The sequence below is a fragment of the Paraburkholderia sp. BR13444 genome (genome assembly GCF_040948755.1).
GTDB classification, from domain to species: domain Bacteria; phylum Pseudomonadota; class Gammaproteobacteria; order Burkholderiales; family Burkholderiaceae; genus Paraburkholderia; species Paraburkholderia youngii.
In genome coordinates this window covers 254,599-268,349 of sequence record NZ_JBFPKM010000004.1, presented here as the reverse complement: position 1 = coordinate 268,349, position 13,751 = coordinate 254,599, and the positions used below count along the sequence as shown (strand labels likewise).

Here is a 13,751-nt window from a genome sequence, read left to right as displayed (position 1 = left end):
AATATGTCGTGATGATGCGCGTTGACGTGCACGGTAGCGGCGCATCCGCAGGGCGTCGAATTGCGTTGATCGTACTGTCGTGGATCATGATGCGCCAGTCAGGTGCGCGCGCGCCATCAGGGAGCACACTATGAGAGTCGCACCCGCCGTTTCGCCAATGGAGGCAATGAGCGCTACGAAGCGAGCGCATAAAAAAAGTCCCCGCGGATTCTCATCCACGGGGACTTCGATCACCTGCATGCAGGCGCTTTTTCACGCACTCAAACGTCAGGCATGATTAAACCCAACCGCGCCATGCCGACGCCCGAGCGTGAGAACAACGCGCTTAGGCAGCCGCTGCGTCCTTCAGCTTCTTCAGCGCGCGTGCCTTGATGCGCACGCTTGCCGGCTTGGCCGGGAACCAGCGCTCTTCACCCGTGAACGGGTCCTTGCCGAAGCGCTTCTTCTTCGCCGGCACAGCCTGCACGACGATCTTCAGCAGACCCGACAGCGTGAATTCGCCAGCGCCTTTCTTATGCACCGTGCCGAGGATCGTGTCTTCGAGCGCGGCCAGCACAGCCTTGGCGGTCTTCGGTTCCACTGCAGCACGCTCAGCGATGTGAGCTGCCAACGAGGCCTTCGTGAAGGTGTCCTTGATCGGCGTCGGTGCGCCAGACGCCTTCACGGCGACCTTCTTGGCTGCGACGGCTTTCTTCGCAGGGACTTTCTTTGCAGCAACCTTCTTGGTCGGTACCGGGGCAGCAGCCTTCTTGGCCACCTTTTTTGCGGAAGTCGGCATGTTTCTCCTACCTGTTGTGGTCAGTGAATTGCTCGAAGCGCACACCGTATGTGCACGCTTCAACGCCGGATTCTACAAGCGCTAAAGCGATTTGCGCGACTCTTTTATGTATTGCGATGAAGTTTTTTGCGTGGCGCCAACGGTCCAACACGTTTTAGTACGTGTTTTAGCGGCTAAAACGTGCGCGGCAAGGTCTTTAACAGGCAGGAGTAACGCTCGTTACAGTTCGTTTCGGCGGCGGTTTCGAGGTGGTCGCGGCGAGGCGAGCTGGTGTTTTCGCCCCTTGAATCAGGGCATTTTCTTCGTTTGACACGTCAAGCAACGCAACCCCGACGCTTCGACGATGCCTACGCCGCGCTTGCGCCGAGTTCCGGTTCAGCGAGCGATGCGCGGCAGGATGCCGGCGAGCTTCGTCAGCGCCGTGTCGATATGCTCGGCCGCGATGCTGCCATAGCCGAACATCAGCCCAGGCTGCGGTATCACGCGATGGTGAAATGGCGCGAGTCCATAGAGGCCGATCGACGCTTCACGCGCGGCGGTGACGAGCGCCTCTTCGCCGAGCGACGCCAACGGCCCCTTCAGCCGCGCCGCCAGATGGATGCCGGCAGTCGGCACGATCGGTTCGAACCAGCGCGCGAGGTCGCCTTGCAGATGCTCGATCAGCATCGCGCGGCGCGCCGCATAAGCCTTGTGCATGCGCCGCAGATGGCGCGCGAAGTCGCCATTGAGCATGAACGCCGCGAGCGCCGTTTGCGTCAGCGTGCAGCCGTGACAATCAGCGATCTGCCGCGCCTTCAGCAGCGGGCCGTGCAACGACGCCGGCGGCACCAGGTAGCCGATGCGCAGCTCGGGAAAGATCGTCTTCGAAAACGTGCCGACATAGGCGACGAGACCGGCGCGATCGAGGCTCTTCAGCGGCTCCATCGGCCGGCCTTCGAAACGGTACTCGCAGTCGTAGTCGTCCTCGATGATGACCGCGCCGCGTTTTTGCGCCCATTCGAGCAGTTCGACGCGACGCTCGAGGCTCATCGGCATACCGAGCGGAAACTGATGCGAAGGCGTCACGTAGACAAGGCGTGCCTTGTCCGGCAGCTTGCCGACGATCAGGCCTTCGCTATCGACCGGAACCGGCACCACGCGCGCGCCCGTCACCGTGAAGCAGGCATGCGCGGGCGGGTAGCCGGGGTCTTCGATGGCCGCGATTTCGCCGGGCCGCAGCGTGATGCGCGCGATCAGATCGAGCGCGTGCTGCGCGCCCTGCGTGACGATCACGTCGTCCCAGTTGCTCGACACCGCGCGGTTGAAGGCGAGGTAGCGCGAAATTGCGAGCCGCAGCTGCTGCTCACCGGCGGCCTCGCGATAGGTGCCGGGGCTGCGCGCCTGGCTGCGTAGCGCGTGATTCACGCAGCGGCGCCAGACGTCGAAGGGAAACAGCGTCTTGTCGGTCGCTCCGCCGATGAAGTCGAGCGGCGACGGCACCGACGGCCGCGGCAACGGCAGACTGTCGGGCAACTGCTGCCACAGCGGCTGCGCGCGTGCGGCGGCCTTCGCTTGCACGGCGTCGCGCTCGCGCGAACGAGCCGCCGCGCGCGCCTGCGCGGAGCGCTCGGCGGGCAGCCGTTCGAGCCCGTCGGCGACGAAGGTGCCCGAACCGGCGCGGGCGCTCAGATAGCCTTCGGACAGCAGCCGCTCGAAAACATCGAGCGTAGTCTTGCGCGATACACCGAGCTGCGTCGCGAGATCGCGCGTGGACGGCAGGCGCGTGCCGCCGGCGAGACGCCCTTCGAGAATGCCCGCGCGCAACTGCCGATAAATCTGTCCGGACAGATCGTGATGGCCTTCGACCGCGATGTGAATGTCCATTCGGGTGGTTACCTCAAATAACGGCGAAATGGTTATTTCGAAAGACCAGTGGCGAACGTAAGCTTACCTCCACGGACGCCCATTTGGACGCCCCTCGCACATCCACGAGGATTCTCTGATGCAAGCACGTCTCGACTTTTACAAGGCCAGCCCGAGCGGCACGCGCGCGATGCTCGCGCTCGAGGAAACGATCGGCAAGAGCACGATCGACAAGACGCTCGCCGAACTCGTGCGGATTCGCGCGTCACAGCTGAACGGCTGCGCGTTCTGCCTCGACATGCACGTGACCGACGCGCGCAAGCAAGGCGAAACCGAACGGCGCCTCGCGACGGTGGCCGCGTGGCGCGAAGCGCCGTTTTTCACCGCGCGCGAACGCGCGGCGCTCGAATGGACGGAGGCGGTGACGCTGGTCGCGCAAACGCGCGTACCGGATACGGTATGGGAAGCAGTGAAGCCGCATTTCAGCGAGCAGGAAATCAGCGACCTGACGCTGCTGATCGTTGCGATCAACGGCTGGAACCGGATTGCGGTGTCGTTCAGGAAGATGCCCGAGTAAGCGGCGCGCCTTCGCGGGGCCTCAGAAGATCACGGAAACCGCCACCGCGAGCCAGATCGCGGTCACGCCCGTGAGAAACAGATGCCGCGCGATGCGCACGCGCGAGTCGCTGTTCTCCGGCTCGACGGGACTCGTCGCCATCCAAGGCACGAGCCCGAGGCATGCGAAGCCGGCCAGCGCGAGCACGAAGACCACGATGTCGGCCTTATGCCAGGCGGTCGGCTCATACATGCCCCAGTAGCCGAGAAACACGATGCCGATCGAGAACACGGTCGCGGAAGCGGCGCTGAGCGCGGGCACCGAGCCAGTGGGAGTCGGCATGCTTGACCTCCGATCGTCAGGTTGCGGCGGCGCTCGCGCGCGGCGCGCCGTTCGCCCGATCCGCGTTCGCGCCGGCCGCGGCGAGCCGTCAGGAAGTGCGGGTCTGGCGCGCTTCGTACGTCTTCAGATGACTATAGGCGATGCGCAGCAGCGACAACGCGTGTTCGCCCTTTTGCGCGTCGCCGCCGCGCGTGATCAGGTCGCCGAGAATATGATCCGCCTCGGTGTGCGAGCGGTTTTCGACGTCGCGCAACATCGACGCGGTCAGCGGCGACGGCGTCAGCAGCACCTGGGCGGCGCGCGTGTCGAAGTCCGCGTCCATCGTGAAGCCGTTGAGTTCGGCCACCGCGCGGCATTCGCCGAGCAGCTTCTCGATCACGCGCTTGCCGTCAGGCGCAGCCAGAATATCGCCGACCGAACCGCGCATCAAGCAGGTAGTCCCAGCCAAGGTGGCGAGGAACACCCATTTCTCCCACATGCGCAGCAGGATGTTGTCGCTGACCGCGACGTCGAACTTCGCGCCCGACATCGCATCGGCAATCACCTGGGTGCGCTCCGAGGTGCCGCCCACGAGTTCGCCGAACGTAATCGCCTGCATGTCGTTCAGATGCATGATGTGCTGTTCCGCATTGAGCGTCGCGGCGATCACACACTGGCCGCCGAGCACGCGCTCCTTGCCGAAGCGCGCGCTCAGCACCTCGATATGGCGCATGCCGTTGAGCATCGGCAGGATCAGCGTTTCTTCGCCGACGAATGGCGTGAACGAATCGATTGCGTCATCGAGACTGTAGGCTTTGCAGCTCAGCAGCACGAGGTCGAACGGCTCGCTGGCGACACCGGCCAGTATCGTCTTCACGTCGCGCAACTGGAGATTGCCCCGTGGGCTGTTGATGACGAGGCCGTCGCGCCGCAGCTTTTCCGCGCGACCGGCGCGGACGAGGAAGGTCACGTCCTGCCCCGCTGCCGCCAGACGTCCGCCGAAATAACCGCCTACCGCGCCCGCCCCTACTACCAGAATTCGCATCGTGAGCCTCTTGAAAGATTTCGGTTTGCCGATCATGCGCGTCGCTGGTGGACGCATCCCGATAGTGCCGCGTGTGTGCTTCTTGTGCAGAATGTAGCAAAGATTGGGAATCGGTTCCGGGGAGCGTTGCCCGTGGGTCCACGGTGCCCGTTGCATGGCGTGCGCGCAGCAGCCCGAACAGACCGGCGCGCCGCGCGAATCCAACAAGTTTTACGACGGAACGGACGCTTTGCGATAACGCCGCCAAGCGATGACGCTGCCAATGGCGATGACGGTCGCAATGACCAGGGTTGATGCGAGGAACATGAGCAACGTACATGTGTCCTCGACGTCCAACGCGTCAGGGCTGTAATCGGGGTCCAGCCAGAGTAGCGCCTGTCGAATGGCGATTGACAGCCAGATCGGTATGTCGAAGACGAAATGCGCCAACAGGAAGCGGGTCATATGCAATCCTCCCAAGCAGGACAACGCAAACCCGGCAATACACCAAGCAAAGATTGCAATGCGCTTCATCGGACTTCCACCCGCCCGTACGCTTTCATGTTGCTGCCTGGAATGGTCAAATCAGGTTTTCGTGAGCGGATGTAGCGCTGTAGCCGCTCGAAGTCATCGCCGCTCTGTACGGTGATGCAACCATCGCTTTCGCGCAACGGGCCCTCAGGGTGCAGGCGGAAGTTACCGCGACGGACACCATGAATCAGGGTGCTGTCGCCGCCTTGAGCATTCCAGAGCATGAACCATTTCCTTCGGTCCGTACTGCCAAAGTGCTCGTTGTTCAGATCGCGTAACCAACCCAATCGGCCACCCGATTGGCGATCTACGAGATAGTAGGTCCCACGCGGGATAGCGCCGACCATGGGCATCGAAGCAGCATCAGGATTATCGCGCCCCACGCCGCGACCGGAATACGCTTCGACCTTACCAAATCCAGGACAATCGAAACTCGACATCTCGCGCTTATTGAGCGTGAAGCTACAGAAAACAGGCATTGTTCTTCTCCCCTTCAGCACTGATGTCCGCGCACATAAATCAAATCACTACTGTCTGCGCCGCGATCGCACTTGAACCAAAGATGCAGGGCTATCTTCATGATTATGGATTCCTTGAATCGTGAGTAGGACTACCCTTTTACCATCGCTTGCCGGCCGAATACATGACTTCGGCCGCTTGCTTCTCACATTTGACGATCCGTCACATTCAAGCGTCGCTCGAACGAGTACACGAATGCATGCACCATGCACCGCTCTAGTCACATCAGAAGTCTTTCACGTGAATCCCCTACTTGACGCACGGATGCCTCAGCGTCACGCGCCCCGCCGCCTTCACTGCGCCGCCACCGTTTCCCCCTGCTCCCACCCGCCCCCCAGCGACCGGTACAGCGCGATCGCCGAAAGCGCGTGCTCGCGCCGGGCCTGATTCAGCGACTCGGAGTCGCGCAGATACGCTTGCTGCGCGTCGAGCACATCCAGGAAGCTCGACGCGCCGCCCTTGTACAACTCGGTCGACAGACGCAGCGCATGACTCGACGCATCGAGCGCACCGGCGAGGCGCTGCACCTGCGCCGCGCCGCTGACGAGATCGCTGCGATTGTCTTCGACTTCCTTCAGCGCCTGCAGCATCGTCTGTTGCAAGCCGAGTTGCGATTCGCGCATGCGGCTCTCGCTCGCGTCGATGTTCGCGGTGATGCGCCCAGCGTTGAAGATCGGGCTGGTTGCATTCAACGCGGCGCTGAACAGATTGTCGGTCAGCGTCGGCATGCCGAGGTACGACGATGCAAGCAGCCCATTCGTCAGGTTGATCTTGAACTGCGGATAGCGCTGGGCTTTCGATACTCCCACTTCCGCCGCACGCTGTTCGACGAGCGCATAAGCGGTGCGCACGTCGGGCCGATGCAGCAACGCGTCGGACGGCAATACCTGCGGCGCGCTTTGCGCAGGCACCGGAATCTCGCGCGCGCTGGAAAGCAGCAGCGTATCGAGACTTTCCGGCGTACGCCCCGAATACACGGCGATCAGGCTCAGCTGATGCTGGACCGTCGATTGCATGCGCGGAATCTGTGCCTGCAAGTCCTGCAACTGATTTTGCGCGCGGGCGACGTCGAGCTGAGTCGACAGTCCGTAATGCAGACGCGCCTGCGTGAGCTTCAGCGCGCGGCTGCGGATCTGCTCGTTGTCGTCGAGGATCTGCAATTGCGCCTGCGCCCAGCGCAGATCGATATATGCTGCCGCCGTGTTCGCCGCGAGCGCGAGCCGCAACTGGTTCAGCGCCGCAACGCTACCCGACGCCTGCGCCTGCGACGCGAGCACGGCGAGCCGTTCGCCGCCGAACACGTCCGGGGTCCAGCTCGCGGCGAGGCCGAAGCCGGCCTGGCGCACATAGCCGAGCGGCGGCGGCGTATTCTGCCGCTGGGTCGATGCGCCCGCGTTCGCATTCAGCTCCGGCAGCAGAGCCGCGCGATTCTGCGTCACCAAGTCCTGCGATTGCTTCACACGCTCGGCCGCGGCCTGCACGTCGAGGTTGCCGCTCAATACCGATTCGATCAGCTGATGCATGACCGGGTCGCCGAATTGCGCCCACCAGGCATCGGTGTTCACGCTGTCTTGCGGTGCGTCGACGCTCCAGGCGGCCGGAGCCAGCGTCTGCACCGCATGCGGCAAATCCGCGTGCGTGGCCGGTTGCACCGCGCAGGCCGCGAGCGTCAAAAATGCCGCGCCCGCCACTAACTTCATCACCATCCGTTTCATGTTGGACTCCTAGTGGGCATCGGGCGGGGGCGCGGTGTTGCCGAACGGACGCGAGAACAGCACGCTCAGCAAGGCAACCACGAAGCACAGCGCAACCGCCAGAAAGGCGTCGGAGAACGCGAGCACCAGCGCTTCGCGCATCAATGCCTCGTGCAATTCGGCCAGCCCCGCATTCGCGGCATTCAATACGTTGCCGCCGACTGCCGACAGATACTCGGCCTGCTTCTGCAAGATCGATTCGACGACCGGACGGCCCGCGTTCAGATGTTCGTCGAGCCGTTCGTAATGAAGATTCAGACGGTCGTTCAACATCGTGCTGCTGACCGCGATGCCGATCGCGCCGCCGAGATTACGCATCAGATTGAACAGCCCGCTCGCGGAGCGCAGCCGCGACGGCGGCAGCGCGCCGAGCGCCATCGTCACGATCGGCGGAATACAGAACTGCTGGCCAATTCCGCGCAATGCTTGCGGAATCAGCAACTGCTGCCAGCCCCATTGGTTCGTCAACGGCACGTACAGATAGCAGCCGATGCCGAACAGCGCGAGGCCGAACACCATCAGCAAGCGCATATCGACGAAGCGCGCGAGCGTCGAGTACGCGCCAAGCGCGAGCAACTGAAAACAACCGACCGACAGCAACGCGAGACCGATCTGCAACGAATCGAAGCCGCGCACGCGGGCAAGAAACACCGGCGTCAGAAACACGGTGCAGAAGATCCCGATCCCGGTGATGAACGACAGCAGACTGCCGATACCGAAGTTGCGCAGCGCCAGCGCGCGTAGATCGACGATCGGTTCCTTCGCGGTGAACGCATGCACGAGGAACAGAAAGCCGCAGATCGCCGCGACCCACGCGCACAGCACGATCACGTCGTCGCCGAACCAGTTCTTGCGCGGCCCTTCTTCGAGCACGTATTCGAGGCAGCCGAGAAAACCCGACATCAGCAGGATGCCGATGTAGTCGCCCTTCTTCAGCAGCGACAGATCGACCCTGTCGATATGCACGTACTTCGGCACCAGCAGCGTGACGGCGACGCCCGGCACCAGGTTCAGATAGAACAACCAGTGCCACGACCATTGCGACGTGATCCAGCCGCCGATCACCGGGCCGATCGTCGGTGCCAGCGACGCGAGCGCGCCGATCGTCGTCGATGCGATCAGACGCTGCTTGCCGGGAAACAGCACGAATGCGGTCGTAAACACGGTCGGGATCATCGCCGCGCCGAGCGCGCCTTGCAGACCGCGAAACAGGATCATCGAGTTGATGTCCCATGCAAGCCCGCACAGCATGCTCGTCACCGTGAAGCCGAACGCGGAGAACGTGAAGAGCCACCGCGTCGAGAACACGCGCGTGAGCCACCCTGACATCGGAATCACGATGATCTCCGCGATCAGATACGAGGTCTGCACCCACGACAGTTCGTCCTGACTCGCGGACAGCCCGCCACCGATATCGCGCAGCGACGAGGCGACGATCTGGATATCGAGCGTCGCCATGAAAAAACCCACGCACATCAGCGCGAATGCGAAGACCTTGGTGCGGGTCGGCTGGTCGGCGGGGTTGTCGAGAACTTCGGTCATGATCGATTCATCCTTGCGCGGCCGGATGGCGCGCATCGACGTGCACTTTCACCGTCGCGGAGAGGCCGGGACGCAACACGCCTTGCATGTTCTTCGGCACGTCGAGGCGCACGCGCACCGGCACGCGCTGCACGATCTTCGTGAAGTTGCCGGTCGCGTTTTCCGCGGGCAATACGCTGAAAGTCGCGCCGGTCGCCGGCGCAAGACTTTCGACCACGCCGTGCAGCGCAGTATTCGACGCGTCGAGCTGGACCTCGACGCTGTCGCCCGCGCGCATCTTGCGCAGCTGGTCTTCCTTGAAGTTCGCGTCGATCCACAGGCCGCTCGCGGGTACGACGGTCAGCAGCGACACGCCGGTGTTCGCGAGCAGCCCGACGCGCGCAGTCCGATTGCCGACATAGCCGTCGATCGGACTGCGGATCGTGGTGTATTCCACGTTCAACGCGGCGACGCGCTGCGCGGCCTGCGCGGTCGCGATGCGCGCTTTCGCGTCGCCGATCTGCGCGTCGAGCACCGCGATCTGGCGTTGCGCCGCGAGCAGCGCCGCGCCGCTGCGATCGACCGCGGCGCGCGCTTTGGTCAGATCGGCATCGGCTTTCTCGACGACCTGGTTTGACACCGCGTCGTCCTTCACGAGCTCGCGGTAGCGTATCTGGTCGGCCGCGCTGCGCGTCAGCTCGGCGCCCGACGCGCGGACCTCCGCGGCCTGCTCGTTGATCGCCGCGAGCTGCAGCGATTTCTTTGCTTCGAGCTCGGTGACGGCGGCCTGCGCGCTTTCCACTTCCGCGTTGGCCTGCGCGAGACGCGCGTCGTAATCGCGGGCGTCGAGTCGCACCAGGACCTGGTTCGCGTGCACGAACTCGTTGTCGCGCACCAGCACCTCGGTGACGAAGCCGTTGACCTTCGGCGCCATCACCGTGACATCGCCGCCGACGTAGGCATCATCGGTCGTCTCGATGAAGCGGCCGACGAAGAACCAGTGCGACGTGGCCAGCGCCAGCACGACGAGAACGGACAGAATCGCGAGCAGCATCCACGGGATACGCCGCGCCGCTCGGGCGGGTTGTACCGCGCTCGCGGGCGCGACGGTCGAGGGAGTTGTGGACATGATGTCGATATGTGCGTATGCACTCTTCAGGTTGAAAAAAACGGCGCAGTGCGCCGGCCTGCTACCTTCAGCGTTTATGTCAAAACGAATCTTTGGTGATGGCAAATAGCTCGCTGCGCAGCGCGGCCGCGCGCTTCACGCCGAAGCGGTGCTCGAACTCGGCCTGCGCGGCGTACCAGTACGCGCGGGCTGAGGCTAGCCGCTGTTCGCCCTCGGGTGTCAGCGAGCTCAGCAGCGTGCGCGCATCCGCGCCCAGTGCCTCGCTCGACACGAGCCCGTCGCGGCGCAGCGGCTGAATCGTGCGGACCAGCGTAGTGCGCTGCATGCGCATGGCTTCGGCGATCTGCTTCATCGTCATCGGGCCGGTGCGCTTCAGACGCCCCAGCAGCGAAAACTGCGTGATGGTCAGGCCGACATTCGACAGATGCCGATCATAGATCTGCGATACGTGACGTGCGGCCTGGCGGATCGCAAAGCAGTCGTCGTCTAGGAGCGCTTCCATTCGCTGCACTTCCTTTTGTTCGTTAGTGCATATGCACACAAAGCGGCGTTATAAAACCCGCCGAGGCGGGTTCCGGTGCCGATCTAGTCGGTGATGCTGAACAGCTCCGCGCGCAGCGTCTTCGCGCGGGCGCGACCGAACTTCTTTTCGAATTCGTCCTGCGCGGCGCGCCATGCGACCGAGGCCTGATCGAAGGTGGTTTCGCCCTTTTCCGTCAGGCTGAACAGCAGCGTGCGGTTGTCGTGGTCCGCCGCTTCGGCCAGCACGAGGCCGTCGCGCTGCAGCGGCTTCATTGCGCGGACCAGCGTGGTGCGCTCCATGACCATCGCGTCCGCGAGCTCCGCCATCGGCAGGTTCGGGGTGCGCGCGAGCTTTGCCAGGATCGTGAACTGCGCAGCCGTCAGCCCCACGCTGCCGAGATGGCGCTCGTAGATTTGCGTGACGTGCCGCGCCGCCTGGCGCAGCGCAAAGCAGTTGCATTCGTCGTAGGAGACTGGGCGGTTCATGCAAGCAAGTCTATGTGTGCATATGCACGGTGTCAAGTTTTTCTGTGAGCGGCTGGCAAATGCCTCGTTGGCAGCGCGACGGCGCGCGTTGAGTTGGCGACTTGCCAGCCTCAGTTGTTATGTTATAACATTTCTGGAGATTGGTGCTCCGGCGCTGTCGTCGTCTCAGACGCGCCCACCGCGACGCTCAACAAAATCCGTCCGACCTATGAGCGGACTGTCCATACTCAATCGCCGCTTATGACCAAGTTGCCTCCCGTTCCCATCGAAACGTCGTTCTGATTGATCGACGGGCTTGCCGTCGCCCGTCGTCCACCTCCAGTTCGCCTGTCCTTCCCTTGCCAGCCAGGGGCGAGGTGGGTGAGCTATTGCCGAACACTTTCGATTCATCAATCGCATCGTCCATAGAGCGAGCAACAACAATGAAAAAACGCACAACGACCGCGCAGGCGGCGATCGTGTTCTGTGCCGTCGTCTCGGGCGCATGGGGCGCGCCGGGCACCGCCGTACTGATGGGCACTGTCTCCGATCCTCTGGGACATCCCGTCGCTCACGCGAAAGTCGAGATACAGGACGCGAGCGGCGCCTCCGTCAACATGTCCAGCTCGGACACGTCGGGCCATTTCTCGATCGACGGGGTGGCACCCGGCACGTATGCGGTCGTCGTCACCGCTACCGGCTTTGCGAGCGGCAGCAGCATCGCGACGACCCAGTCCGGCGCCCCGGCGAGCGTCAGCGTGCAACTGCAAAAGAGCGACACACTCGACGTGCAGGTCAACGCACGACGTCTGAACGCCGTGCGCAACGGCTTGCTGCCCGAGACAGGCAGCAGTGTCTACCGCTTCACTCAGGCCGATATCGACACGATGCCGGCGGGCGCGAACACGCCGCTCAATCAGGTGTTGCTGCAAGCGCCCGGCGTCGCCAACGACTCGTATGGCCAGGTGCACGTGCGCGGCGAGCACGCCAATCTGCAATACCGGATCAACGGCATCACTATTCCGGAACCGATCAGCGGCTTCGGCCAGTCGCTCGACACGCGCATCATCGATCAGATGAACCTGCTGACGGGCGCCCTGCCCGCGCAATACGGCTACCGCACGGCTGGAATCGTCGACATCCGCACCAAATCGGGTGACGCAGGCAACGGCGGCTCCATCGACGTATTCGGCGGCAGCCATCAGACCGTCAGAACGAGTGCCGACGTGTTCGGCAGCGAGGGACCGTTCAGCTACTACCTGAGCGGCTCGCTCGGCATGAACAATCTCGGCATCCAGAATCCGACTGCAAGCGCCAATGCGATTCACGATCACACGCGCGAGGGCAATGCGTTCGGCTATCTGTCGTATCTGATCAACCCGCTCACGCGCGTGAGTCTGCTGTTCGGCGCGACCAGCAACCAGTTCGAGATTCCGAACACGCCGGGGTTGACGCCGAACTTCGCGCTCGCCGACCACACCACGTTCGATTCGTCGCAACTTAACGAAACGCAATCGGAGCTGAACAACTTCGCGGCGCTGGCGCTTCAGGGCACCAACGGCGGCGCGCTCGACTACCAGGTCGCCTTCTTCACGCGCTATACGCGCACGAAGTTCAATCCCGATCCGATCGGCGACCTGATGTTCAACGGCGTGGCATCGGAGGACTTTCATAGCAACACGGCCAATGGTGTGCAGGTCGACACGACCTGGCGAATCAACGAAAGTCACACGGTTCGCGCGGGTGCCTTCTTGCAGCAGGAGCACGCGGTATTCGACAACAGCGTGTCGGTTTTCCCAGCCGATGCGGACGGCAACCAGCTTTCTGACGTACCCTTCAACATCAAGGACAGCAGCAGCAAGACCGGCTATCTGTACAGCCTGTACGCCCAGGACGAATGGAAGCTGACCGATCGGCTCACGCTGAACTATGGCTTGCGCTACGACCGCATGGACGAGTACACGAGCGCGAGCCAGTTGAGTCCGCGCGTTGGCCTCGTCTACACGCTCACGCCGTCGACTACGCTGCACGCCGGCTACGCGCGCTACTTCACGCCACCGCCATTCGAACTCGTGTCCGGCTCGACGATATCGAAGTTCGACGGCACGACGAATCAGAGTCCGACAACCCAGAACGATCCCGTACAGCCGGAACGCAGCCACTACTTCGATCTCGGCATCACGCAGAAGCTCGGCCCTTCCGTCACGATAGGACTCGACGCGTACTACAAGAAATCGACCGACCTGCTCGACGAAGGACAGTTCGGCTCCGCGCTGATCTTCACGCCGTTCAACTATCAATACGGCAAAACGTATGGTGTGGAATTCACCGTCAACTACAAACAGGACAATCTCTCCGCGTATCTGAACCTCGCCTATAGCCGCGCGCAAGGTAAGAACATCAACTCCGCGCAGTTCAACTTCGACGCGGACGAGCTGGCATTCATCTCGAACCACTGGGTGTTTCTCGATCACGACCAGCGCGTGACGGCATCGTTCGGCGCGGCATACGACTTCCACCAAACCACCTTCACGTTCGACGGCATTGTCGGCTCCGGCCTGCGCAGCGGCTTTGCGAATACCGACCGCCTGCCCGTCTATGCGCAGTTCAACCTCGGCGCGATCCAGCACTTCAACGAGCCAATGATCGGCAAGTTCGATGCGCGGTTGGTGCTCATCAACGCGTTCAACCGCGTTTACCAGTTGCGCGACGGTTCGGGCATCGGCGTCGGCGCGCCGCAGTACGGTCCGCATTTCGCCGTCTATGCGGGCGTGACGAAGTACTTCTGA

The 13,751-nt window shown here is 62.9% G+C and carries 13 protein-coding genes; 2 read left to right on the top strand and 11 right to left on the bottom strand.

Going from position 1 to position 13,751, the window contains the following annotated elements; genetic code table 11:
- Positions 1-325: 325 nt before the first annotated feature.
- Entirely contained in the window at positions 326-778 is a 453-nt protein-coding gene (locus AB3X95_RS13875) for an HU family DNA-binding protein (protein ID WP_013092256.1), read from the bottom strand.
- A 375-nt stretch (positions 779-1,153) separates the two neighbouring features.
- Positions 1,154-2,641, bottom strand: coding sequence for a PLP-dependent aminotransferase family protein (locus tag AB3X95_RS13870; RefSeq protein ID WP_368621607.1), 1,488 nt, complete (start codon positions 2,639-2,641; stop codon positions 1,154-1,156).
- 118 nt (positions 2,642-2,759) lie between these two features.
- Between AB3X95_RS13870 and AB3X95_RS13865 the strand changes: the two genes are divergently transcribed.
- Positions 2,760-3,197: a carboxymuconolactone decarboxylase family protein gene (locus AB3X95_RS13865; RefSeq protein WP_368621606.1), complete on the top strand. Its 438-nt coding sequence runs from the start codon at positions 2,760-2,762 to the stop codon at positions 3,195-3,197.
- A gap of 21 nt (positions 3,198-3,218) precedes the next feature.
- Here AB3X95_RS13865 and AB3X95_RS13860 read toward each other — a convergent pair whose 3' ends face one another.
- From AB3X95_RS13860 to AB3X95_RS13820, 9 genes are all read right to left on the bottom strand, one after another.
- Entirely contained in the window at positions 3,219-3,518 is a 300-nt protein-coding gene (locus AB3X95_RS13860; RefSeq protein WP_176106626.1) for a hypothetical protein, read from the bottom strand.
- An 88-nt stretch (positions 3,519-3,606) separates the two neighbouring features.
- Positions 3,607-4,542 (bottom strand): 2-dehydropantoate 2-reductase, encoded by a 936-nt coding sequence (panE, locus tag AB3X95_RS13855; protein ID WP_368621605.1) that lies wholly within the window; start codon positions 4,540-4,542, stop codon positions 3,607-3,609.
- A 210-nt stretch (positions 4,543-4,752) separates the two neighbouring features.
- Positions 4,753-5,055, bottom strand: coding sequence for a hypothetical protein (locus tag AB3X95_RS13850; RefSeq protein WP_176369710.1), 303 nt, complete (start codon positions 5,053-5,055; stop codon positions 4,753-4,755).
- Positions 5,052-5,531, bottom strand: a complete 480-nt coding sequence (locus tag AB3X95_RS13845; protein WP_184225160.1) for a DUF2778 domain-containing protein — start codon at positions 5,529-5,531, stop codon at positions 5,052-5,054. The genes AB3X95_RS13850 and AB3X95_RS13845 overlap by 4 nt, the downstream gene beginning before the upstream one ends.
- A gap of 333 nt (positions 5,532-5,864) precedes the next feature.
- Entirely contained in the window at positions 5,865-7,286 is a 1,422-nt protein-coding gene (locus AB3X95_RS13840; RefSeq protein ID WP_368621604.1) for an efflux transporter outer membrane subunit, read from the bottom strand.
- A 9-nt stretch (positions 7,287-7,295) separates the two neighbouring features.
- Positions 7,296-8,867, bottom strand: coding sequence for a DHA2 family efflux MFS transporter permease subunit (locus AB3X95_RS13835; RefSeq protein WP_184225162.1), 1,572 nt, complete (start codon positions 8,865-8,867; stop codon positions 7,296-7,298).
- A gap of 7 nt (positions 8,868-8,874) precedes the next feature.
- A complete protein-coding gene (locus AB3X95_RS13830; protein ID WP_368621603.1) occupies positions 8,875-9,975 on the bottom strand; it encodes an HlyD family secretion protein in 1,101 nt (366 codons plus the stop codon).
- A gap of 79 nt (positions 9,976-10,054) precedes the next feature.
- Positions 10,055-10,477 (bottom strand): MarR family winged helix-turn-helix transcriptional regulator, encoded by a 423-nt coding sequence (locus tag AB3X95_RS13825; protein WP_368621602.1) that lies wholly within the window; start codon positions 10,475-10,477, stop codon positions 10,055-10,057.
- 83 nt (positions 10,478-10,560) lie between these two features.
- A complete protein-coding gene (locus AB3X95_RS13820) occupies positions 10,561-10,983 on the bottom strand; it encodes a MarR family winged helix-turn-helix transcriptional regulator (protein WP_176106632.1) in 423 nt (140 codons plus the stop codon).
- Positions 10,984-11,405: 422 nt separating this feature from the next.
- Between AB3X95_RS13820 and AB3X95_RS13815 the strand changes: the two genes are divergently transcribed.
- On the top strand, positions 11,406-13,751 hold the full coding sequence (locus tag AB3X95_RS13815; protein WP_368621601.1) for a TonB-dependent receptor: 2,346 nt from the start codon (positions 11,406-11,408) through the stop codon (positions 13,749-13,751).